General features: G+C 41.4%; 18 protein-coding genes and 2 pseudogenes. 4 read left to right on the forward strand and 16 right to left on the reverse strand.

Annotation, left to right across the window (positions count from 1 at the left end; genetic code table 11):
• Nucleotides 1-390 precede the first annotated feature (390 nt).
• Nucleotides 391-2,514, forward strand: coding sequence for an NHLP family bacteriocin export ABC transporter peptidase/permease/ATPase subunit (locus ACM0OW_RS20380; RefSeq protein ID WP_414551966.1), 2,124 nt, complete (start codon nucleotides 391-393; stop codon nucleotides 2,512-2,514).
• 316 nt (nucleotides 2,515-2,830) lie between these two features.
• Here the strand turns inward: ACM0OW_RS20380 and ACM0OW_RS20385 are convergent, their stop codons facing one another.
• The 8 genes from ACM0OW_RS20385 to ACM0OW_RS20420 form a co-directional block, all read right to left on the reverse strand.
• Nucleotides 2,831-3,007: a hypothetical protein gene (locus ACM0OW_RS20385; RefSeq protein WP_414551967.1), complete on the reverse strand. Its 177-nt coding sequence runs from the start codon at nucleotides 3,005-3,007 to the stop codon at nucleotides 2,831-2,833.
• Nucleotides 3,008-3,755: 748 nt separating this feature from the next.
• Entirely contained in the window at nucleotides 3,756-3,971 is a 216-nt protein-coding gene (locus tag ACM0OW_RS20390; protein WP_414551968.1) for a hypothetical protein, read from the reverse strand.
• 192 nt (nucleotides 3,972-4,163) lie between these two features.
• Nucleotides 4,164-4,307, reverse strand: coding sequence for a hypothetical protein (locus ACM0OW_RS20395; protein ID WP_414551969.1), 144 nt, complete (start codon nucleotides 4,305-4,307; stop codon nucleotides 4,164-4,166).
• Between the two features lie 31 nt (nucleotides 4,308-4,338).
• Entirely contained in the window at nucleotides 4,339-4,494 is a 156-nt protein-coding gene (locus ACM0OW_RS20400) for a hypothetical protein (RefSeq protein WP_414551970.1), read from the reverse strand.
• A gap of 69 nt (nucleotides 4,495-4,563) precedes the next feature.
• Nucleotides 4,564-4,761 (reverse strand): hypothetical protein, encoded by a 198-nt coding sequence (locus ACM0OW_RS20405; RefSeq protein ID WP_414551971.1) that lies wholly within the window; start codon nucleotides 4,759-4,761, stop codon nucleotides 4,564-4,566.
• A gap of 45 nt (nucleotides 4,762-4,806) precedes the next feature.
• Nucleotides 4,807-4,974, reverse strand: a complete 168-nt coding sequence (locus tag ACM0OW_RS20410) for a hypothetical protein (RefSeq protein WP_414551972.1) — start codon at nucleotides 4,972-4,974, stop codon at nucleotides 4,807-4,809.
• Between the two features lie 194 nt (nucleotides 4,975-5,168).
• Nucleotides 5,169-5,558 (reverse strand): hypothetical protein, encoded by a 390-nt coding sequence (locus ACM0OW_RS20415; RefSeq protein ID WP_414551973.1) that lies wholly within the window; start codon nucleotides 5,556-5,558, stop codon nucleotides 5,169-5,171.
• 123 nt (nucleotides 5,559-5,681) lie between these two features.
• Nucleotides 5,682-5,858 carry a hypothetical protein gene (locus tag ACM0OW_RS20420; protein WP_414551974.1) on the reverse strand — a complete coding sequence of 59 codons (177 nt, stop codon included), beginning with the start codon at nucleotides 5,856-5,858 and terminating at the stop codon, nucleotides 5,682-5,684.
• A 528-nt stretch (nucleotides 5,859-6,386) separates the two neighbouring features.
• Between ACM0OW_RS20420 and ACM0OW_RS20425 the strand changes: the two genes are divergently transcribed.
• Both ACM0OW_RS20425 and ACM0OW_RS20430 read left to right on the forward strand, forming a co-directional pair.
• On the forward strand, nucleotides 6,387-8,528 hold the full coding sequence (locus tag ACM0OW_RS20425; protein WP_414551975.1) for an NHLP bacteriocin export ABC transporter permease/ATPase subunit: 2,142 nt from the start codon (nucleotides 6,387-6,389) through the stop codon (nucleotides 8,526-8,528).
• Nucleotides 8,529-8,717: 189 nt separating this feature from the next.
• Nucleotides 8,718-10,394: an IS1634 family transposase gene (locus tag ACM0OW_RS20430; protein ID WP_414551976.1), complete on the forward strand. Its 1,677-nt coding sequence runs from the start codon at nucleotides 8,718-8,720 to the stop codon at nucleotides 10,392-10,394.
• Between the two features lie 129 nt (nucleotides 10,395-10,523).
• Here the strand turns inward: ACM0OW_RS20430 and ACM0OW_RS20435 are convergent, their stop codons facing one another.
• A complete protein-coding gene (locus ACM0OW_RS20435; protein ID WP_414551977.1) occupies nucleotides 10,524-11,396 on the reverse strand; it encodes a DUF928 domain-containing protein in 873 nt (290 codons plus the stop codon).
• Between the two features lie 546 nt (nucleotides 11,397-11,942).
• Between ACM0OW_RS20435 and ACM0OW_RS20440 the strand changes: the two genes are divergently transcribed.
• A complete protein-coding gene (locus tag ACM0OW_RS20440; protein WP_414551978.1) occupies nucleotides 11,943-12,260 on the forward strand; it encodes a hypothetical protein in 318 nt (105 codons plus the stop codon).
• A gap of 178 nt (nucleotides 12,261-12,438) precedes the next feature.
• Here ACM0OW_RS20440 and ACM0OW_RS20445 read toward each other — a convergent pair.
• From ACM0OW_RS20445 to ACM0OW_RS20475, 7 genes and pseudogenes are all read right to left on the reverse strand, one after another.
• Nucleotides 12,439-12,534, reverse strand: a pseudogene (locus tag ACM0OW_RS20445) (PEP-CTERM sorting domain-containing protein); the annotation flags it as partial.
• A gap of 30 nt (nucleotides 12,535-12,564) precedes the next feature.
• Nucleotides 12,565-13,056: pseudogene (locus ACM0OW_RS20450) on the reverse strand (DVUA0089 family protein); the annotation flags it as partial.
• Nucleotides 13,057-13,274: 218 nt separating this feature from the next.
• Nucleotides 13,275-13,427: a hypothetical protein gene (locus ACM0OW_RS20455; protein ID WP_414551979.1), complete on the reverse strand. Its 153-nt coding sequence runs from the start codon at nucleotides 13,425-13,427 to the stop codon at nucleotides 13,275-13,277.
• Between the two features lie 26 nt (nucleotides 13,428-13,453).
• Entirely contained in the window at nucleotides 13,454-15,805 is a 2,352-nt protein-coding gene (locus tag ACM0OW_RS20460) for a CHASE2 domain-containing protein (RefSeq protein ID WP_414552019.1), read from the reverse strand.
• A 162-nt stretch (nucleotides 15,806-15,967) separates the two neighbouring features.
• The gene (locus ACM0OW_RS20465) at nucleotides 15,968-19,444 is read right to left on the reverse strand and encodes a filamentous hemagglutinin N-terminal domain-containing protein (RefSeq protein WP_414551980.1); all 3,477 of its coding nucleotides are present in this window, start codon (nucleotides 19,442-19,444) and stop codon (nucleotides 15,968-15,970) included.
• Between the two features lie 85 nt (nucleotides 19,445-19,529).
• Complete coding sequence (locus ACM0OW_RS20470; protein ID WP_414551981.1) at nucleotides 19,530-19,751, reverse strand: hypothetical protein; 222 nt, start codon at nucleotides 19,749-19,751, stop codon at nucleotides 19,530-19,532.
• A gap of 102 nt (nucleotides 19,752-19,853) precedes the next feature.
• Entirely contained in the window at nucleotides 19,854-23,171 is a 3,318-nt protein-coding gene (locus ACM0OW_RS20475; RefSeq protein ID WP_414551982.1) for a type 2 lanthipeptide synthetase LanM family protein, read from the reverse strand.
• Between the last annotated feature and the right edge of the window lie 59 nt (nucleotides 23,172-23,230).

A 23,230-nucleotide genomic window follows, 5' to 3' on the forward strand; every position in this document is an offset into this window, starting at 1 on the left:
GTTTCAAAATCGCCTTGTTTGCAGTTTTATCGCTGGATGTTTGCAGTTCGCTACATCTAACTGTCTACAAGTAGTATGACTGTCTATGTGTGATACACGACTCGAAAGGTTATCCATGATAAAAATATATCTGGAGTAATTTTTAGGCAGGCATTAACTGACCGTGTACACCAGTGTATCTGCAACATCCAGTCGTTGTCATACCTGATCGAGGGATGGCATCGACTCTGGAAAAATTGCTCACATCTCTCGAAAGTCAAGAATAACAATAATTTGAGTCTTCTGAGTGATAATTTATCTGTCTAAAACAGCAAGATTTTTGATACGATCAATTGAAATTACCCGTTATACCGCCCAAAAGTGCGTATCAGAACTCCCACTGTCTTACAAATGGAAGCTGTCGAATGCGGTGCGGCCTCCTTAGCGATTATTCTTGCCTACTACAATCGCATTGTCCCTTTAGCCGAACTTCGCATTGAGTGCGGAGTTTCCCGTGATGGCAGTAAAGCCTCTAATATCATTCTTGCGGCTCAACGGTACGGAATGGAAGTTGGAGGTTTCAAAGCCGAATTAGAACAACTGCAAGAATTATCCCCTCCCTACATCGTCTTTTGGAAGTTCAATCACTTTCTAGTTGTGGAAGGATGGAACAAAAATTGGGTGTTCCTGAATGACCCGGCTACAGGCCCCCGCAAAATTTCCTGGGAGGAATTTGATCAAGGGTTTACTGGGATAGTGCTGTTAATAGAACCGGGCGCAGACTTTCTCAAGGGAGGACGCAAACCTAGTGTGATCTCATCCTTGCGCGATCGCCTACAAAATTCACTTGGAGCTATTTTATACTGTATCTTGGCAGGATTTTTGCTAGTTCTGCCTGGTTTAGCAATTCCGGTATTCAGTCAGATATTTGTAGATCAGGTACTAATAGAAAATCGCACCGAATGGTTGCGTCCCTTGATTTTAGGAATGTTCCTCACCACCTTGTTTCAAGGACTGCTGACCCTATTACGACTGCGCTTTTTGCGAAAACTGAGAATTAAGCTGGCGGTGGGAATGTCTACTCGCTTTATGTGGCATATCCTCAGATTACCTGTGAGATTTTATGCCCAAAGATATGCCGGAGAAGTCAGTAATCGCGCCAATTTGAATAGTAAAGTGGCTCAGATACTTTCTGGGCAATTGGCAACCACAGTCATTGATGCAGTAATGGTATTATTCTATGCTGTGGTGATGTTTACCTATGATGGTGTACTGACTTTAATTGGTATCTGTTTTGCCGCTATCAATGGACTAGCTTTGCAATGGTTAGCACGACATCGGGCGGATGCAAATATGCGCTTGGTGCAAGATTGGGGAAAAGCCGATGGGGTGAGTATTGCCGCACTTCAAAGTATGGAAACATTGAAAGCATCGGCTTTGGAATCGGATTTCTTTACCCGATGGTCTGGATATTACGCCAAAGCCATTAGCGCCCAACAAGAGTTAGAAGTTTCAAATCAGATATTGGGGGTTTTGCCAATATTACTCACCTCTTTAACCTCGATGTTAATTTTAGTGATTGGGGGTTGGCGAGTCATGGATGGAAACCTCAGCATCGGGATGTTAGTGGCTTTTCAAAGCTTAATGCTAAGTTTTCAGCAACCTGTTAATACCTTGGTAGATTTCGGTACTACCCTCCAAGAATTAGAAGGAGATTTAAATCGTTTAGATGACGTTTTAGGTAATTCCCTAGATCCAGAAGTGGAGACAAAGAAACAAATCCAAAATCCAACATCCAACATCCAAAATTTAAAGGGTTATGTAGAGTTACGAAATATTACCTTCGGTTACTCCCATGTAGATCCACCGTTGATTGAGAATTTTAGTCTATCGTTGCAAGCAGGACAAAGAGTAGCTTTAGTGGGTGCGAGTGGTTCGGGAAAATCTACCCTCGCTAAACTTATTTGTGGACTTTATCAACCGTGGGAGGGGGAGATTCTTTTAGATAAGACTCCCAGAAGCGAGATTCCACGAGAGGTTTTGGCAAATTCCCTATCACTGGTAGAACAGGATATCTTTTTGTTTGGGGGTACAGTGCGGGAGAATTTGACCTTGTGGGATACTACAGTCCCAGATGAGCAATTAATCAAAGCCTGTCGGGATGCAGCTATTCATGAAACTGTGATAGCAATTCCAGGGGGATACGATGGGAAATTGCTGGAAGGGGGTGTAAATTTAAGTGGAGGACAGCGCCAACGCTTAGAAATTGCCCGTGCTTTGGTGAAAAATCCGGCAATTTTGGTGATGGATGAAGCGACTTCTGCTTTAGATGCCCAGACAGAACAAATTATTGTGGAAAATCTGCATCAGCGCAACTGTAGTTGTATTTTGGTAGCCCACCGCTTGAGTACCATTCGGGATTGTGAGGAAATTATTGTTTTGGAAGCGGGTAAGGTGGTGCAGCGCGGTACTCACGAGGAATTATGGCAGGAAGGGGGAGTGTATGAGAGATTAATTCGTTCAGAGGAAAGTTAGCCTATCACTGCTCAATTATTACTAGACATAGGAGTGAAAAAGATTGTGGAGACGTTCCTAGTAACTTCTATACAAGGGTTCTAGGAATCGTATATTTAATTTCTGGAGATGTCTACTGAAAAAAAAGCCTACTGTTAAGAAGATTTAACAATAGGCTGAAACGCATTGATCATAGGTTAAGTCAGTGAAAGGGAAGTCGTTCTTCTCCCTTAATGTATTGATTCACATCTCAAAGTCATTTCTGGCAAGGTTTGTGGTAGGTTCCCATTTAACAGTGGGGACGGCATCAACGCCCCACTAACAGCCCACTAAGTAGTTACGCAGCATCAACTATATCAAAAACCAAAATGTCACCTCCGCCACTACCACCACCGGCTGGTCTCCCTCTCCCTGCTGCAATTATTGCCAAATCTGCTAAGAGGAGTTTGGAATCTGGACTTAATTGAGAGAGTTTAGACTGCTTATGACTGTTGTTTTTCTTGTTGTTCTTCATTGTTTTATTGGATGGTATTGAGTATATGTTTTGGGTTTGAACTCGCTCACTCACTACATACGACAGTCAAGATGTTTTATGCACTATCGCTTTTTACAGTGAAAAGGTATTAGGTGGAGCATCAGTTTTGGCACAGTTTGTGATATTTCTAATGCTGTTTTTGGAGAAAATAACGGCGCTGTTCTCGATTCAGTTGCTTTGGTGTTAACGATTTTCTAATCCAAACTTCCGTTAACTGTAGCTAGTCACTAGAATATCTGGCAACCTATGCGTATAGCCCCCGGACACATTCGCAACATCAGACAGTGAGAGTTTAGTGAGTTTGGACTCTTTAGGGTTTTGTTTGGTTTTATTTTTCTTCATTGTTTTCATGGATATAATCTCCTTCTGTTCGCCTGATATTGGAAGAATCATTCCAACACCTGGGCTTTGGTTGAATTGATAGTATTAATTTAGTCTGAGGTTGTAAGAGCGCACATCAGATCAATGTCATGACTTAACCATGACATTTGTCATTACTAAATTTACTTTCTCCAGACACCTGCATATCTAGCAGAATTACCATCCACATAACCAGTTAAATTCGGTGTGCGAAGACCACTATTCTGTTTTTACGGTAAAGAAATATTCGCTTGAACAGAATCACTCATCAATCTGGTAAAATTCAGGACATGATAAAATTCCCTTACTTTAGATACCCAGACAGAGCAAATCATTGTGGAAAATTTTTATCAACGACATAGGTTTCCTATGCCCATATAACTTGCAGTTCTGCTTGATTTTCAGCATTTTTACCATGTTCACCGACTATAAACTTTAATCGTGCTGAGGCAATTTCGTCATCGGAACAGTAGTTGTCCATAGCGATCGCCTGATGTAAGGTGATACCATGATGACGCTTTACATTTGCAAATGCGTTTTGAATAAGCTCAATTAATGCTTGTAATTTTAAAGACTCTAGCATAATTATCTGATGAAGTTTAATTTTAACTACTAGAGTTGGGACAATGGATGCCCTATTATTTATATAAATTTAAAAATCTTAACCCCAGAAATATTATAAAATTCCCAAAAGGTTTTATCTAGAAAAATAGATAATTAGCTTTTGGGATTTCTATTTTCTGATACTTTCTGGGGGAAAGGTCTTCACACAATACTAAAACCTTCGTACAGGTAAATATCGCCATTCACTATCATTACCAGCGCCAGTAACTTGGGCAAGTTGTTCTTCATCAAGTTTCAGAAGGTTGATATCCCAATTTTTTTGTTTTTGTTTGAGATTGTAATTTTTCTTGTTCATTGTTTTTATTTTTTCAAAGGTTATTTATTTTTTAAAGAACGCCTCTTTTGAGAGTCACGTTGCTATAACTTTTGAATCTAGGCAAATCGCCACCAGTGATTTGAGTAAGTTGTTCTTCATCAAGTTTCAGAAGGCTAATATTCCAATTTTTTTGTTTTTGTTTGAGATTGTAATTTTTCTTGTTCATTGGTTTTATTTTTTCAAAGATTACTTGTTCTTGATTCGTGTAGTAGGAGGAGATTTAACAATAATGGATTTATTCACAGTTCAAAGTTATTGTTTCCATCGCTATCGCATTCGAGTTTCCAGATACATTATAGGAGTGTATTGCAAGTCCAAGCTGTTTAATGTTGGCAGCACCAGTTACTTGGTTAAGTTGTTTGTCATGGAGTTTAGGAAGGCTGATATGCCAATTTTTTTGCTGTTGATTTAAATTTGACTTCTTCTTGTTCATTGGTTTTATTTCTCCAAAGTTACTTATTCTTGATTCTTGCGTCACCTATAGATTATGTTTGACTGTTATGGGAATTCTAACCTTGATTCCTGAAGGTAGTTTTCCACCCCCTGAAATACCGTTGAGTTGTTCTAGAGTCAGAGTCTGCAATTCTACAGATTTTTGGGAAGTTTGTATTTCTTGGTTGAATTTTTGGATATTTTTGTTATTCATTGTCTGAATTCCTCTGAGGATAATTTACTAACGAGATACTTCAAATTGCATCGAGATTGAAATACTTTAAAAGCCCATTCCTAACAATATTTAACAATGGGCTAAATTGTATTATCGAGTTTCATTCACTTACTCAACACTTTCCATGCTCTAAATTTAGCTTCAAGCAGATTACATAATTGAGCGATGGCAAGTTAATTAGACCCTGGGATATTCGCTCGTTCGACACCAGAAGGCTGCATTTTTTTCAGGCTTGTTTGTCTCCGCTGACATTTAACGTGTGTTTTGGTTTCTAAGCTAGATGGTTCGATATTTTCTGGTCCAACAATCAGTGTTTGATAATTAGCAGCTTTATCAACCACGATTTCGCCACATTTATTGACTGATTTATCTTGGCGTGATTTTATTTGGCCTTGAGCATCAATATATCTGATTTGGTATCGTTTGCTAGGAGTTAATCCTGTTACCACGACTTCACCTCTACTAGTTTTATAAGCTTCGGCGGCAGTACCGATCGCACTATGAGTTAGCACGAGTATTGCGGCGATGGACGCTGTAACAATTGAAAAGTTGTTGTTCTTCATTTTTTTCGTGGATGGGATTGAATATATGTTTTGGGTTTGAATTCCCTCACTGACTACATACGACAGTCAAGATGTTTTATGCACTAATCGAGTTTCATTCACTTACTAAATACTTTCCATGCACTATTCTGGAAATTTAGGCAATCTCCAGTCGGGTATCTCTCTAACTTTGAAATCGTCTGGACGCTCACGTCCTGAACCCGCACCAGCAGATATCTTGCTCAAATCATCCAATGACAGTTTTTCTGGGGAAGCGTTGATTAAAGATTGTTGCTTGGTTTGCAGTTGTTGATTTTTCATGGTTATAATCTTCTTTTGTTTCCTTATATGGGAACGATAATTCCATTACCTGGGCTTTGGTTGAGTTGATAGTATTAATCTAATCTGAGGTTATAGAAAAGCACATCTGATCAATGTCACGACTTCTGAATGACATTTGTCATGATTGGAAAGTTAAATATTTTTTCTGGAATTAGTCAACATCAAAGTGAAGGACTTAATATAAAATGTAACTACCTTATAAAAGGAAGATATTTCATGAATAAATATCAACAAAAAAATATTACAAAACTGATTAATAAAAATGAACTTCAACTATTGAGTGAGGAAAACTCAGAGATATAGTTGGTGGTGCATTGTTGCTTCCTGCTGTACAAGCTGCACGAGAAAGCGCCAGAAAATAACCCTAATCTAAAAATGAACAGGCACCCAAACAAGAAATGTAACTCAACTAATTCAGAAATCAAGTAGTAGGGTTGGTGCTAACTCCTGAGCAAGATCAACCATCAATCTGGTAAAATTCAAGACATTATCAAAACTCCCTGGCACATGACAGAAAAAGCCCTACGGGAACTAGCATCAATCCTCAACCCCACCGCCAACCTCCCTCAAGGAGAAACTCCCCTACTCATTGCTGCGGGTGCAGTAGGGAAAGCTTTGGGTATCACCATTCGTCCCCCCGCCCAATCTGAAAATCTTAATGGACTTCATGAAACCTTAGAGGGAATCGCCCGTGCTTCCGGTTTCCGCACCCGTCGAGTTACTCTTACCCCTAACTGGTGGAAAACAGATTGTGGTTCCTTCCTCGCTTTTACTGGGGAAGAAAATCTGCCTGTCGCCCTCTTACCGATTAAAGCTGCCAAGTATGAAATACTCAACCCAGTAGAATTGACACGCACCCCTGTCAATTACCACACCGCCTCCGAAATCGCCCCCATCGCTTATACCTTTTATCGTCCTTTACCAGACAAAGAAATTACGGTACTGGATATCCTGCAATTTTCTCTGAGAGGTAGTACCGCAGACTTGCTAAAAATCCTCTGTGTGGGAGTAATTGCTACTTTGTTGGGAATGTTTACACCGCAAATAACAGGTATCCTCATCGATTATGCTATCCCCGATGCTAACCGCAAGTTATTAATTCAGATGGGTTTGGGGTTGTTAGCGACTAGCTTTGGGGTGATGATATTTCAATTGGCTCAAAGTTTTGTCATCCTCAGATTGCAAACCCAAATTAGTGTGGATACTCAAGCTGCTGTTTGGGATCGATTGCTGAAACTCAAACCAGCTTTTTTTAGCCAATATTCCACAGGAGATTTACACAACAGGGTTTCAGCGATTTCCCAGATTCGTAATCGTCTGAGTGGTAGCATTCTGCGATCGCTCTTTACAAGTATATTCACCCTGCTAAATCTGGGACTGTTATTAATTTATAGTTTCCCCCTGGCATTAGTAGCGATCGCGATCGCATTAGTGGCGGTAATTATTACTACTGTATCAGGTGTGATTACCCGTCAAAAAATTCGACCTCTCCAACAGCTTTCGGGAGAAATCTTTGGACTGACGGTGCAGTTAATCGGTGGAGTCTCAAAATTGCGCGTTGCGGCGGCGGAATCAGAAGCGTTTGCTTGCTGGGCAAAAAAATACACTCAGCAGGTAAAACTGATGTTGAGTACTCAGTTCCTGGAAGATATACTCACCGCTTTTAATATCATGCTGCCAGTGACAAGTTCAATGCTGCTGTTTGGCTTGAGTGTATCTTTAATAGGACAGTCTGCGGGGGAAACAGGATTATCTACTGGCACATTTTTGGCATTTAATACCGCCTTTGGGACATTTATCAGCAGCGCCACCCGATTAAGCAACACCCTGATTGATATTTTAGACATCACCATTTTATGGGAACGCGCCCAACCTATTTTGCAGACAAAGCCAGAAGTTGATGCTCACAAATTCCATCCCGGAAGGCTTTCCGGTCAACTAAAATTAGACCAAATTTGCTTTCGCTACCGCCCGGATAGTGCTTTAGTTTTAGATAATATCACCCTAGAAGCCCAAGTAGGGGAGTTTATTGCTATTGTCGGGCCATCGGGAAGTGGCAAATCCACTATTGTGAGATTACTGTTAGGATTTGAAACCCCAGAAGCGGGAATCATCTCCTATGACGGTAGAGATTTGTCAGGAGTGGATATTGTAGCAGTGCGGCGACAGTTAGGGGTAGTGCTGCAAAATGGACGCATTATGAGTGGTTCAATTTGGGAAAATATTGCTGGGGGTGCAATTATCACTGAAGATGAAGCCTGGACAGCGTTGCAGATGGCGGGATTAGCGGATGATATTCAAGCAATGCCAATGGGGATACATACTATTATTTCTGAAGGGGGTGGCAATCTTTCTGGGGGACAACGACAGAGGTTGTTTATCGCCCGTGCTTTGGTACATAAACCACAAATTTTGTTATTTGATGAAGCAACATCTGCATTGGATAATCGTACCCAGGGGATTGTGACTCAGAGTTTAGAACAGCTGGGGGTAACTCGCGTGGTGATTGCCCATCGCTTGAGTACGATTCGTCATGCAGATAGAATTTATGTGCTGCAAGCTGGGAAAATTTTACAGCAGGGGAGTTTTGAGGAATTGGCCTCGGTGGAGGGGTTGTTTGCTGATTTGATGGCGCGACAGATGGTGTAGTAGCAATTTGCCAACGGGAATAAGCTTTCAAGAAACATATTCGGTAGGGTGGGAAATAGGAGTGAGTTCTCGGTATTTTTGCTCTAAAACTATTGGTAAGCTGTCGCGCCTCTAAATCATATATCCCACATTCAGCAGGTAAAACCAGAAAAAAGGTATTTTAATCTAAGTGGACAGAAGGTAGCTAAAGTGAAAACAGAACTACAAGTAGATGTTAAAGACATTGACCATTTAGGGATAATCGCTGGAATTATAGATGAAATAGGGATTGTGGAGATAATAGATCAAGAAATAGGGACTCATGCACAAGAGAAAGTTAGTGCTGGACTTGTGGTTAAAGCGATGATAATCAACTGCATGGGGTTTATAACTGCTCCATTATACTTATTTAGTCAATTTTTCGTAGGGAAAGCAACAGAACATCTAATAGGTGTGGGAGTAGAAGCTGAACATCTCAACGATAGTAGATTAGGACGAGTACTAGATCAATTATATGAATATGGTGTTAGTCTCTTATTCTTAAAAATAGCCTGTGTAATGGCAGAATGTTTTGGAATTAAAATATCAAATGCTCATATTGATGGTACGAGTTTGTCAGTTCATGGAAAATACCTGAAATCAGTTGAAGGAGAACAAAATTCTGCTGAAGATATACTTTCGTTAGAAGAAGAATCAGAACCAGTAGCAATAAACATTAATCATGGTTACTCTCGCGACCATAGACCAGACCTGAAACAATTTACATTAAGTTTGTTAACGACTGGAGAAGAAGGAATTCCATTATTTATGCAAGTCGGAGATGGGAATGAATTAGACCAGAATGCTTTTCCCAAAATGATTCAAGAATTTCAGTCTCAATGGCTTGGAGAACAACCTGAAGTATATGTAATGGATGCGGCTTTTTATACTGAAAAGAACCTGAAACAGTGCAGTGAGAGCATAAATTGGATTAGCCGAGTACCATTAACCATCAAAGCAGCCCAAGAATTAACTCAAATTTTATTGCCAGAACAATTTATCAAAAGTAATCTGTATGAAGAACATAGTTTTTGTGCTGTGTGTAGTGAATATGCAGGGATAAAACAAAGGTGGATTATAGTAGAAAGTGAATTACGTCGAGATGCTGACTTAAAAAAAATATTAAAGCGAATTGAGCAGTCATTAATATTAAAAATAAAAAGTCTAAAAAGCTTACAGAATAAAGAGTTTGCTTGTGAAGCCGATGCTTTAATTGCCGCAAAAGATTTTGAGAAAACCCTCAATTATCATCTATTAGATGAACTAAAAATTTTAGCTAAACCCCATTATCAACGTCGGGGCAAACCTAAACCAGGAGATGAAGTTAGTGACTATACTTATCATATTCAAGCAAATTTAGTAGAAAATAAAATCGTTATTAAGACCCATCGTAATCAAGCGGGGCGTTTTATTTTAGCCACTAATTCGTTAGATGAAAAAAAGTGGACTAATGATAATGATCTGATTTTACAAGAATATAAGGGACAACAAACTACGGAAAGGGGATTTCGCTTTATCAAAGATCCTCTATTTTTTGCCTCACGAGTTTTTCTGAAAAACACTAAACGAATCATGGCACTGGCAATGATTATGACATTAGCTCTCATGGTTTATAGCTTAGGGCAGCGTCAACTCAGACAATCCTTAAAACTTACTAATTCTCACCTCCCTAACCAAAAAGGTAAGCTCACTGCTCAACCTACTTTAAGATGGATTCTTCAATGTTTTCAGTCAGTTCATTTAGTATTTGTCGATGGGATTAAATCTTTTATTCAACTCACAGATAGACAAAAACTGATTTTACAGTTCCTTAGTCCATCTTCTCACCGATATTATTTTTTGTCTTAAATTACCTGCTGAATGTGGGATATATTTTAGAGGCTAAAACCCTTGTCTAGCCTAGAGTTGGTTAAAAACTAGGTGCGTAACAGCTTATGCCATTTATCTCTTGTGCCGTTAGTTTAAAGCAAGGTTGAGTCAATTTGGAAAATGTCGTTCAGAATTTTCGGTCTCTGAGTTCTGCTTGGGATTTTGGAAATTATTCTTCAAACTGGGTTTGCAACAATTAATCAGTGGTTGATTAGCTATTTCTTCTAAGCCAGCCGAATTTAGTAAAGTTGTCCAATTTGTTAGTAAAATCTCATTTTTAGGACTGATATGGCGTAATTCTGCTAAACTTATAATAGCATCGTACCAAACACCATTTGCGGCATAAAGCGTCGCCTTTTGTTGCGGTGTTGCTTGTTTGAGTTGTGCTGTTAATGTGGAATTTGGGTCAATTCTTTGCACCCAACCATCGGCATAATCAAGTTTCGTCGGCTGTTTTTGGTCGCATTGAACCCGGACTTTAAAAAACCAGTGATACATTTTTCCCACCTGCAATGAGGCTTCACTTGGTGGTAAATGAACGCTAATAATTCCTGGGGATTCTGGTGGGGTCAGGTAAGTTCGGTATAAAGTCTGACTTTTGTTCTGGGTTTGCTCTTGCAAAACAAACTCAATGTTGGCTATAGATGAAGCATTATAGGGAACAAAAAACAAGAAGTAAGGATGTTCAGCGTTGGTTAAACCCCAAACTTGAGTGATGGGAATAACCGCTTGCGTACCTTGGTCTAGAGTCTGTTGATAGATCGGGACTAAGGCTGTTAACGTTTGATTAGCAGCGTCGCATCCACGGCTTGCAGCCCCACTTCTAGAACCGGTTGCACTTCGGTCTGGTGGTGGCGGTGGTGGGATAAATTCGACTGAGGCCAGATGATGATTAACTGGTAACGCCTGGAGTTGTAGAGGGGAAGATATGTTACTAATGAATGCTATGCCCAAGGCTATGGTTAATTGCAGGTTTTTCATAATTCGTTGTCAAGCAAAAAGATATTTTATGATTTTTTCATCGGCTTGATGATGGCTACTAGGATAACAGCACTACAAACTAAAGCGATCGCCCCAGGTATAAAGGAACCCAACAACTGTATAATGAGGCATATCTAGGATTTATTATTTTTGTCAAGCCTTAGAGAACAAGGCGTTAATACATCACTCATCCTGGTAAATTGGTGCAGGTATTGAACAAGATAGGCGGCTTGCAGCCCCACTTCTAGAATCGGCTGCGGAAATGCGCCTAATCTAACCTAGTAAATATTATATAAAAATCCGATTTGATTATTGAAAAAATCTAAGTATATGTAGTGGCGTGACAAACTTAAAATGTTGCAAAAAATTGTAGGTTGGGTTGACGTAAGGAAACCCAACATCATTGGCAGCGTTGGGTTGCGCTGCGCTTAACCCAACCTACTTCTATTGCACTATTTTAGGCTTGTCAGTCCACTACGTGTGTTTCATAAATCAAATATGAGTCCTATAATAGATATAAACATTATTTAAAAGTAAGAAGTAATAATGACAACTCAAGCAGAAATAATCAATCAATTAAAAGCTCTCGAAGCACTTTCTCAACAGGGAGGATATAGTGATATCTTGGCTTCATCACTCAGAAAGATTATCAATCAAGAAAAAGAAAATATTCAACAGCAAATTAAAGAATTAGAAAATGATTTACAAGCATTTGAACAACAGTATCAATTATCATCGGTAGATTTTTATCAACAATTTAAAACAGGTCAATTAGGAGATGAAGCAGATTTTGTGGAATGGAGTGCTTTTTATCAAATGTTGTCTGATTTAGAAGCTCGTTTAATGTTACTTAAATCTTGCTAGAAATTATTGATTTAATTACTCAAGAAATTATATAGGAAGTATTAAAGTTCTAAACCTCACATTATTCATTTCTGCGATTTTCTTCAAGAAGTCAGAAATCTCTGGGATCAAAAGCAAAAATGCCATGTCTGGTGTTGACACGGCTGTGGTTAAATTATATTTTAGTAATTAAATTAATTTACGCTTTAACTGCGGCTTTGCGTTTGCGAAGTGAGGTTACGCCAAAAGCACCTAAGCCCAAGATACCCATAAGGGAAGCAGGTTCGGGAACTGAAGCTAAATCTACATCACCAGTGAAAGTAATCTGGTAGTCTCCAAGATTGTTGCCCAAAAAGTTACCATCAGTCTGAATCCCATTAATGGCTTCGGAGAGAGAAAATGAAAAATCGGAAATCGCCAGGGTATAATTACCAGGATTCAGAAACTGTGATAAAAAGGAATCCAAAGTGCTTACAGAGCCATCTGAACCCCCCACTGAAATTAAACTATCGTCGTTACCGGCAATTAAATCACTTGTGTCCAATAAGCCATCATTGCTGAACAGATAGATTTGGGAGTCTAAACTAGAACTTCCGTTTCCGAAGTCGATATCATTTGCCAAAACATCTATTGTTACTATACCTGCTGTATTGACAGCGAAGTTCCAATAATCAACAGTGGTGGTTTCTGGGGTGGGTTTAGTAATACTACCTGTGACAATGGTAGCAGCTTGAGCAGAAGCAACTGTTCCCAATGCTAGAAAAGCTGCACCTGCAGTAGCCATTGATAACTTTGTCAATACATTTACGGTAGTCATAGTATTTTTGCCTGAAAAACGAGTTTTTTGTTGCTTTCGATGCCACTGATACTAATACGACTGTTTAACGCCTGTAAATTGGTTTTCAGCAACTTCACAGAAAATTTACTGAGAGAAAAGACTACATTTTCGGGGGGGGGGTAGCGTTAAATACTTATAGTGTAAGGCTTTCAGATAGATGAAGTAGTATATTTAACTAATTCCAGTATATAAAGTTATTATGCTGCACTTCGGTCTGGTGATGGCGGTGGTGGAATAAATTTAACTAAGGCAAGTCCCTGATTAACCAGTAATGTATTGAGTTGAAGAGGGGAGAATATGTTACTGGTTAACCCTATCCCCAAGGCTATGGTTAATTGAAAGTTTTTCATAATTGGTTGTCAAGCAAAAAGATATTTTATGATGGTTTCATCTGCTTGATCACGGCTACTAAGATGACAGCACTACAAACTAAAGCGATCGCCGCAGGTACGAAAGGAACCCAACAACTATATAGTATTAATAATATCAGGCAAAAACCGTATAAACTCAGAAATGCTACCCCAACTGCCAAGCCTAAATAAGTGAGTTTTCGCAGATAAACCACCAGCAAACCCCCTGTCATCGCCCAACCCCAAACCCAAATCACTTCCCCCCAGACATTCCAAGTCCATAACAAAGGTCGCTCATCCAAAGCCGCACTCAACAACTGACTCACCATCTGTGCTTGTAAACAAACTCCTGCTATTTCCTGTGGTTTACCTCCAGAAGCAGCGTAGGGAGTCAATGAATAATCACGAAAGCTTTCGGCTGTTGTGCCAATTAAAACTATCTTGTCTTTGACGGCATCGGCTTGTAGTTGACCAGCTAATGCTTGTTGTAAAGTAATGCGAGGTGATATCGCTTCTAAGTTAGGAAAGGAGCGATAATTGAGTAAAATTTGGTGTCCTAAAGCGTCAATACCTTGGTAGCCTCCGGTATGGGCTTCGATGGGTTTAAATTTCAGCTTACCTAATTGCCATGCACCATCAGGGCTAAATTGTAACTGAATTCCTTCAGCATATAAATAACGTAATGTCAACTGCACATTTAAGGCATAAGGTACAGTACAGGGAGATGAGGGAGGAGGAGTTAACGCCAACAGATGACGGCGCACCACATAATCAGCATCGATCACAATATCACTAAAACCCAGAGCATCAGGAGAAACTTCTGGTGGTGGTTTGATACCTGGTTTGCTAGTTTGGGGGTCGCTAACTTGACATACTGCCACAAAGCGATCGCTTGTTCTCATGCGTTCTGCCAACTTGGGATAAGCTGGTTGTACAGCATAATCTCTGTATATATCCAAACCAATCACCCGTGGTTGATACGCCTCCAATTTTGCCAACAACTGATCCAAAGCCTCATCTGATAAAGACCCCCGTCTATTCTGAGATTGGGCTTGGACATCTTCTTCCGTAATTTCAATTACTAGTATGCGAGAATCTGGTTTTTCCTGGGGACGCAGACGCAGCAGATGGTCAAACGCCATTAACTCCCATGATTGCAATAAACCAAAATACCGGACTCCCATTAATAATGGTGTGAGAACTATACTGGCAAGCATCACCGCAGACAAAGCTTGTCGTCGGGTTTTCCCCCCCTTAGTTGAAGTTTTAGGTACAGAAGATATTTCCTGACTCTTCTGGTTAACGTGCAATTCTCGCCATAATAGAGGCATTGCTCCTGGATTCTGATAAATTACAGGCAACCAAGTAGCACAGGGAAACTGCGTTTCTAGTCCTTGCAACCGTTCCCGTGCTTCTCTGACTGCTATGTATAAAGATTCCCCACGGGCAAAAGCTTCTAAAAAATACTTGAGGAATTCTTGCGCCACCCGGTCAGGAACTGGTTCTCGCATCACGATAATTTGGGGTATATGCAAATCGGCAAACTCTCGCGCCAAACCCAAACCATCACAAGAATTAAAAATTGCCAAATGTAAACCTCGTGCTACTGCTTTTCGCAAGGCGTACTTTAACTGACTAATTGTTAAACACTCTGTTTGATTAATATCAATTTTTCCTTCATTCCCGCTACCATCAGTAGCACTATGTCCGGCGAAAAACAAAATTTGCCAGTCTTGTTCCCATAGCTGGTCAGTCAGGTCTTTACTTGATGGCTCAACTAAAAAGGTAGTATTGGCATGAGGTAATTCTTTTAAAAGCTGACTATCTGTTTCGATATCAATTCCCTGACTATTACCCAAAATTGCTAAAACTTTCACCTGTGAAGCAGGAGGTGAATTGCGGCTAACTTGTTCATAACTAGGCGCACTCAGAGCGATTTCGGCTTGGGGATAACGTTCTAATAAATCCCACAAATGCCAAGGCAGTTTTTGTAATCTCAGGTCATTGGTTTGTAGTAGTACGCGGATATGGTCTGAAGGTAGCAGTTTTTCCAACCATTTTTCCCGGATAGGGCGAAAAGAAAGAGACGATAGCCAGCTATTTAAATGATATTTCAAAGTATCCGCCGCCTTTTCGCAATCTGCCAAAGAAAAAGTTTGTATTGATTGCTTAGGAATACCAATAGGACGACCAGAAAACTTGAGTTGACAGTAAATAGACCGCCATTGATGGTAACAAAGGGCAATTTCTGAATCTGGTGGTAATTCCCCAGTAATTTCCACAACTGGGCGAACATTTTCATCACCAATTTGCAAAGTTACCGGAAACCCCGCCTCAAAACTGCCTGTACCTAACTTTAAAACTACTAACTTGCCCAACGTCAGCACCCCAGAAATGGCAATCTCACTTACCTTAATAGGACTTACGCAAAAAACCACTCAAACTCATAACTCTGTGTTCTCTGCGCCTGGTGCGGTTTGTTCCTTCATAAATCAAGACATGACACTAAATATATACGAATGCGATCGCAGTATATGCAATCAATCAACCGAGCAAACAGCACTAGACACAGACAAACCACGAGGCGTAACATTTGGGACTTGAGCCACTAGAGATACATTACCATTTTTATCCACAATCCAACCTTGGGCTTCTACAATTTTATCTGTCGGAGATGCAATACTTTCATTAATCACATCACTACTTTGATGCTGATTGATCGTATCTAACGTTATCCATCGGGCTGTAGATACGTCACCTTGGAATGGTTCTATGGGACTGCGGGCGATACCTCCCCGTCCTGTGACAGTAAAAGAACTACGTCTAGCAGAACTTCCAGGGTTACAACTAGAGACAATTTGTTGAGACGCATTCGTGAAATTGTCAGGCAACTCTACCAAACCGCGACTAGGATCTAAATCAGGTGTATTAACTGTGACTGTACCTGACAAGCCAAACTGCGAACTAGCGTCAATGTCATTAGTATTATTTAAGGGTATCGATGGGCGTTCTTCTAGATTAAAAATACTCCGAGCATTGATGTTGATCTTGCCACCTTGCCCTTGAAAAGCATTAGCCACAATATCATTATTTTCATTAGCCGTCGCGACGATAAAACCATCCGGGGCATCAATCGTGATGTTACCACCGTCGCCACCAGCCCCATCAATACCTGCGGTAGTCGAGATTTGACTATTGCGGCGTAATAACAACAGCTCGTCAATTTTGAGCATAATATTTCCGCCCTGACCTGATGTAGTTGTGGCTGAGAGAACCGCTTGATTTTCTAATGACAAGTTGCCAGTTATCACTTCTAAATTACCAGCATCTCCTCCTCCCTGATTGCTTACGCCAATTTCAGCCCCATCTCGCAACGTTAACTTCTGGGTTTCAATCCTCAATTTTCCCGCAATACCGATATCTTGGGAGCTAGTAAACAAACCGCTAGGAAACCGCTCACCGGACTGATCTCGAAAAAACCGTCTATCGGGAATCTGTGGTACTGTGCCAACTAATTCAACTGAATCAGAAGCTTTGATCAAAACATTTCCACCTTGACCGCTACTAAAAGTCCCAGCACCTAATTGCGCTCCTGCTTGGACAATTAATCGAGCCGTATCAATTGTAATTTCGCCTCCATAGCCCTCACCGAGAGTAGTAGCAGACACAGTAGTGGGTTCTCCATTATCAGAAGTGCCAATTAATTGGATCTCGTCAGCCTGGATGTTAATGTTTCCCCCCTTGCCTGTACCGTTTTGAAAAACGGTAACTAAAGTTTGTGCGCCTTTGCTAGCTAGAAACCTGCCCGTATTTACCGTTACAGTACCGCCTTCCCCAGCACCTTGGGTTTGCGCTCTCAAACCACTTCCAAAACCAATCGCTTCCACTAACTCTGCATTTACGAGTATATTGCCTCCCTTACCCTGATTAAAAGTTGTGGCAGTTATCCTTGCCCCATCTAGTAGAATGAGGCTTCCTGTATCAACATCAACTGTAACACTACCACCGTTGCCCGTCTCCCCAGTCTGTGCTACAGTCTGTGCTGCCAAGCTGCTGATAAACCTGCCATTTCGACCAATAGCTTCTACTGACTCCCTGGCATGGATAAATATATCGCCTCCGTCACCTTGACTAAAAGCTGTGGCGCTTACCTGTCCGCCATCCTGGAGAATCAGTTTTCCTGTATGTATCTCTACTCTACCGCCCTTTCCCGCACCAACAGTAAGTGCTGTCAATTGGCTGGGAAATGTGCCATTTTGATCGATGCCAATCACTTCCACTGATTCCCTGGCATGGATAAATATATCGCCTCCGTCACCTTGACTAAAAGCTATGGCGCTTACCTGTCCGCCATCCTGGAGGATCAGTTTTCCTGTATGGATCTCTACTTTTCCACCCCTTCCTGTACCTTGAGTCTGCGCTCCCAAGGTACTGAGCGATGTGCTATTTTGATCGATGCCAATCACTTCTACTGATTCCCTGGCATGGATAAATATATCGCCTCCGTCACCTTGACTAAAAGCTGTGGCGCTTACCTGTCCGCCATCCTGGAGAATCAGCTTCCCTGTATGGATCTCCACGCTACCGCCGTCACCAGCACTCTCAGTGGCAGCAAATAATCCGCTAGAACCAATCGGCGCAATCCCAAGAGCTGCCACTGACTCCGAAGCGTTCACTAGTACATTTCCTCCATGCCCCTGACCGAAAGTTGTGGCGCTTACCTGTGCGCCACCCTGGAGAATCAGCTTCCCTGTATGAATCTCCACTCTACCACCCTCACCAGTATTTTTACTAGTAACGGAAAATAAGCCACTAGCAAAATTTCCAGTTGTGGCGATTCCTGTTGCTTCAACTAACTCTGAGGCGCTGACAATAATCTTTCCTGCATTGCCTTGGCTAAAAGTACTAGATGACACTTGTGCGCCATTTTGGAGAATCAATTTGCCTGTGTTAATTTCTACATCACCAGCTTTGCCGATACCTGTTGTTTCAGTTAAAATAACACTAGCTTCGTCATTGGGGGCTGTGCCACTGGCTGCAATAGACTCAGAAGCTCTGATGCTGATAGTTCCTCCACTCCCCTCACCCCGTGTTAGGGACAAAATCAATGAACCATCTTGTAGCACCACTCGCCGTCCCTGCATTTGAATATTGCCACCTCTAGCACCACTAGTATCAATAGCAGCAGTTTGGGAGAGGCGAATTTCTTGGAAGTTCTGCACACCCTGATTGCTCAATTCCCAGCCTGGGTTCGTTGGGGTAAGACCTAATAAACCTTCTCCTTGAACGCTCCAAACTTCAATTCGCCCTGATTCGGCACTCAAACTTCCGCCTTCCAGCACGACTTCACCTCCAGCCAGCGCCAAGGTTTGACCGGGTTTTACCTCCAAACCACCAGTGCGATTAACTTCAATTACTTCACCAGTTTCCTGATTAATACTGAGTTCATTACCCTGCCCCTGTACGAAAATTCTGCCTGCATCCTGTCCGTATTGCAAGCCAATGGGAACATTAAGCGTTAGTAAAGGAGGAGCAGAGGGGTTAGTAGTGCTAAATTCTATGCCATCATTAAATTTGATGCTCTGGGCAGTACTGGACAAAAAAGACCCACGAAGGTCAAGCCTTGCATTAGGGCCAAAAATAATCCCATTGGGATTTAGTAAAAATAGATTGGCTCCACCGTTGACACCTAGTGTCCCCAAAATCGTTGATGGGTTAGTTCCAGTTACTCGACTGAAAATGTGTTCAATTCCCCCAGGATTAGCGAAAAAGACTTGTTGTCCATCCGCAATATTGAATTCTTGAAAACTGTGAAATAGGCTTGTACCTCTTATAGCTCCACCATTAATTTGAACAACAGAAAGGCCGTCTGTAGTCAGTATAGAATTTTCATTATCTAAGAAAGAATCAGGGGTAATCTGAGCTTGGGCAAAATCTCCCGATGCAGCATATACTGCACACAAGGCTATTAAGGCTGCCCTAAATCGCCAGTACCAAGATGAGCAGATTAGACCCATGATTGCCATCCTCAAACATATTCAGACTTCACTTTCGCACAAATCGGCATTTGTCACAGAAAAATTTATGGGAAAATTGAAATCATCAAGTTAGGTATGACTTATATCGTGTATCTGGATATAAGTCGTCATCTGGTGGCGGTGGTGGCGGTGGTGGCAACATCCCTGTCGTAGAGCGACCATTCGGACTCGTCGGGTCAGTTGTATCAGATGAAGTAAGGGAACCCCCATTGATTTGTTCTTGCTCACTAGGAGTAAGTTTAATGAGAAAATCGATATCCTTGAGGCTTTTGTGTTTGTGTTTCATTTTTTTTTAGTTGCTTTTGTTGATGGTATTAATTTAATCTGAAGCCATGAGAGCGCACATCTGATAAATGTCATGACTTAGCTGTGACATTTGTCATGTTAGTTATTGGGTAGCGATCGCATACTCGATTTGTTTCTGCACTGAGTTGTTAACCTTGGGGGGTTCTAGTCCTAGCACCGAAGGAACACTCTCTGGTGCTGCTAGGCGCAATAATTCATAACCAATACCTGCTAGTCCGGTCATCAATCCTGGTGTCTCCACTCCCAAGGGAACACCACAAAGCCAACCATGTTGATCGATACTTTCGAGGATGATGGCGGCAAAGCGGTCAACTTGAGTTTTCCACTGAGGATCATCAAGGGTGAGACTGGCTTGCAACAGCAATTCTAGGTTGCCTAAATCTCCATGACACAGAGAATGGTTGTTACCAAATCCATGCGCGATCGTGGTTTTCAGGGCTGTGTTAATCTCGGAACGGATTTCAGCATCATCAATGTATGGCAGAGAACTCAACCGAGCCAACCCAATTCCCGGTGCGCCATGACACCATGCTGTCATACAAGTACAATTATTGTCTTTATTTCCTAGTACCTGGTCTGTAAAGTTACGCAAATCAGGCCAATTTCCCACTTCTGGGCGGAAAAGACTACGCTCGTAGTTAATGGCTTCGAGTGCGGCTACCCGAAAGCGATGCTCACCAGTTTGTGCTGCTAGTTCTAGAAGTACCGAGGCAATACCAGCCACACCATGAGAGAAGCCAGTTAAGGGCGTTGTGCCAATGTTATTGTTGACCCAAGCAATGCCATGTTTCATCGGTTGAGCTTTGGCCAACAGGTGTTCTCCACATTCAATAGCAGCAGCAAGAGTGCGTGATGCAGATTTGCATCGATACAGAGTCATCAAGCTGGCAAGATACCCCGCAGTACCACCAATAATGTCAAGCATTTCATCTTGCTCAATCAAATCAGAGCAAAGTTCAACCAACTCCTCAGCTTCAACTAATAAGTCTGGTTGATTCCACAGTTTAGCTAGATGTGTCAGAGTGTAAATCATTCCTCCCCAGCCATTAAAGCTGCCAATTGATGTGAGGTATGGTTGTGCTTCTTTTACTTGCTGTCGCAGTGTAGTCAAGGCTGATTGCGCTAACTTGGTGTACTTCTGTTCTCCAGTTACTGTTCCCAGATAAGCCAGAAACAGGGCAATTCCTGACACCCCATCGTAAATATCTATGCCGACTGGTGCGAGCATCCAACCACCCTTTTCGGTTACAGTGATCCCAATCCAAGAGATATCGCTTTCACCGTGAAATGCCAGTGTTTCTAAGCGATCGCCAACTGCACGTGCTGCTGCAAGCAAACGCGTTTGATTTGTCTTAGTCTGAGGTTCTGTCAAGGAGTACGCTGGCCATACTCGCTGGCGGTCTGCTTCCATGCTAGATGTCGCTAGGGAGGCGCGGATCACCCAAAGCTGCTTTTCGAGATCGGCTTGAGAAAGTTGTTGTGCGCGTTCTTGAACCAGAGTCTCACCTGTTTTATCAAAATAGCCAACAATTCGCTCACCTGAACTAGTCCATAAATCGCAGGAATTGGGACGAGTTAAGAACATCGGAACGTCCCCCTTTTGTAAGTCATCTCGCTCAGTCGGGATGATTTTAATTAGCCGGGGGTCAGTTTCGATTTCCGACCAGAGACGATCAAATAGGCGATCGCGTTCCAGAGCATTTCGCAGCATATCAGGATGAAAACCTTCATACAGCAAGAGGCTATAAGTCGATGTTGATCGAATCACAATCCGCACTTCATCCTCAGCAAAGCGCGAAAGAGGACTTTCATCTGACAACAACTCCTGACAGTGTTTTAGAAGTAACTGATAAATCTGAGTAAATCCATTCACTATGGCATCGGTATAGTCAAGTAGATTAACATCCCTACCGTTCAAAGTCGGTCTGTTCTCGTTTTTTGGCAGCTCTTGCTTTTGGCGGACTAAGTGCATCTCATCTGTGCCTACTCCTTGCCATTTAGGAAGCTCATAGGGAATCATTTGTCCAGCAAACGCACCTAGTCCGCTAACATCAACCCCTTCTGATTCTGCGTTTAACCAAGTTCGATAAGGCAATAACCCCGTAGAAAAAACCGAGTTACTAAAGGTATTGATGACCCGCTCTTTAGCTTTTGTCACATCCAAATCACCAACACGCTGATGAAAAAGTGCCTCTAGGTCAAGCAACATGGGGTACTCACCAGATGCAATGATGTTCTCAGAGTGAAAATCAGTTGCTTCCAATAGGTATAAGAGTGCAAGATAACCACCTTGTCTTTCATAGAAACGCCAAATTTCATCTATGGAGGTACAGCCTTTAGCACTCACAAATTCAACCCATCCATAAGTTCCACAGTCAAGTATTTTTAATGTTCGGAATGGTGGGTGATCACCCCGTTCATTCAGCCAGGTGAGAAATTCCTGAAAATGCACATCAACAGCTAGTGATTTTGGCTTGTAAACTATTTGTAATCCTGAGCTAAATCTAGCTATCAAAACTGATCGCCCTTCTCGATGTCTGTCGCCTACATTACTATCAAAAGCAACCAGCTTACCCAAATCTTTCTCAGGAATAAAAATTGTTTGGATTTTATCCCAGTCGTTACATAAATGAGCCAGAAATTCCAGACTATAATTAACCCAATTGTTGAGACAAATTGTAATTTGACGGGCAAGAACTGGATACTCTTGTAAGATGGCAAGAGCTACATCTGGCTGGCGTAATTGCTCGACAAAGCTGTGAAACCGTTCATCTGGGGTATTGCCTTTGAGTAACCCTTGTAAACGAGCAACATTGAGTTCTAACACCATAGTACGGCTCAGAATATTAAGTAATTGCTGTGGCAAATACGCACAAAGAATATCCTCAATGTTTTCTGAGTTAAAAGGTAGAATGGATTCTGATTGCACAAGCTTTTGTACTTCACCGCGTATCCGCTCCAGTGCCTGTTGAATAAGCGGCTCAATTATATTCAATAATCCACACATCGCCTCTTTCTGGAATGTCTGAGGCAAAGGTCTTGATGTTTCTAAAGGAAAAATAGAAAAGGCATTGCTTAATTCTGCCAACCATGTTGGGGTAGCTGGTTGACGTTGGTACACAGTCTCACTTGATTCACCAAGAAGTGATAAAAATTCTGACTCGGTTATCCCATCTATTTTTAAGCGTTCTTGAAAATAAGATTCAATGGAACATGGAAACTGTGCTTTCCATTGCTGCATTCGCTCTTGAGCAAGTTTAGTATTAATTGAATTTGTTATTTGTGGCGCTTTTTTTTGGGTACTTAACGATGTAATGCGTTCAATTAGAGTATTAGCAAAGTACCAATTTGATGATTTAAAAAATGATTGGTTCATGACTTGTAAAATAATAGACACCATATTTATATAAAAACTGACTCACCCAGAAAAATCTGGGTGTGTCTTAAAATAGCTAATCA

The sequence above is a fragment of the Anabaena sp. CCY 0017 genome (assembly GCF_963920885.1).
Classification (GTDB): domain Bacteria; phylum Cyanobacteriota; class Cyanobacteriia; order Cyanobacteriales; family Nostocaceae; genus Nodularia.

What these genes read in the sequence shown, in the direction of transcription:
- ACM0OW_RS20380 (WP_414551966.1), top strand. Translation starts at nt 391, where the DNA reads ATGGAAGCTGTCGAATGCGGTGCGGCCTCCTTAGCGATTATTCTTGCC.
- ACM0OW_RS20385 (WP_414551967.1), bottom strand. Translation starts at nt 3,007, where the DNA reads ATGAAGAACAACAAGAAAAACAACAGTCATAAGCAGTCTAAACTCTCT.
- ACM0OW_RS20390 (WP_414551968.1), bottom strand. Translation starts at nt 3,971, where the DNA reads ATGCTAGAGTCTTTAAAATTACAAGCATTAATTGAGCTTATTCAAAAC.
- ACM0OW_RS20395 (WP_414551969.1), bottom strand. Translation starts at nt 4,307, where the DNA reads ATGAACAAGAAAAATTACAATCTCAAACAAAAACAAAAAAATTGGGAT.
- ACM0OW_RS20400 (WP_414551970.1), bottom strand. Translation starts at nt 4,494, where the DNA reads ATGAACAAGAAAAATTACAATCTCAAACAAAAACAAAAAAATTGGAAT.
- ACM0OW_RS20405 (WP_414551971.1), bottom strand. Translation starts at nt 4,761, where the DNA reads ATGAACAAGAAGAAGTCAAATTTAAATCAACAGCAAAAAAATTGGCAT.
- ACM0OW_RS20410 (WP_414551972.1), bottom strand. Translation starts at nt 4,974, where the DNA reads ATGAATAACAAAAATATCCAAAAATTCAACCAAGAAATACAAACTTCC.
- ACM0OW_RS20415 (WP_414551973.1), bottom strand. Translation starts at nt 5,558, where the DNA reads ATGAAGAACAACAACTTTTCAATTGTTACAGCGTCCATCGCCGCAATA.
- ACM0OW_RS20420 (WP_414551974.1), bottom strand. Translation starts at nt 5,858, where the DNA reads ATGAAAAATCAACAACTGCAAACCAAGCAACAATCTTTAATCAACGCT.
- ACM0OW_RS20425 (WP_414551975.1), top strand. Translation starts at nt 6,387, where the DNA reads ATGACAGAAAAAGCCCTACGGGAACTAGCATCAATCCTCAACCCCACC.
- ACM0OW_RS20435 (WP_414551977.1), bottom strand. Translation starts at nt 11,396, where the DNA reads ATGAAAAACCTGCAATTAACCATAGCCTTGGGCATAGCATTCATTAGT.
- ACM0OW_RS20440 (WP_414551978.1), top strand. Translation starts at nt 11,943, where the DNA reads ATGACAACTCAAGCAGAAATAATCAATCAATTAAAAGCTCTCGAAGCA.
- ACM0OW_RS20455 (WP_414551979.1), bottom strand. Translation starts at nt 13,427, where the DNA reads ATGAAAAACTTTCAATTAACCATAGCCTTGGGGATAGGGTTAACCAGT.
- ACM0OW_RS20465 (WP_414551980.1), bottom strand. Translation starts at nt 19,444, where the DNA reads ATGGGTCTAATCTGCTCATCTTGGTACTGGCGATTTAGGGCAGCCTTA.
- ACM0OW_RS20470 (WP_414551981.1), bottom strand. Translation starts at nt 19,751, where the DNA reads ATGAAACACAAACACAAAAGCCTCAAGGATATCGATTTTCTCATTAAA.
- ACM0OW_RS20475 (WP_414551982.1), bottom strand. Translation starts at nt 23,171, where the DNA reads ATGGTGTCTATTATTTTACAAGTCATGAACCAATCATTTTTTAAATCA.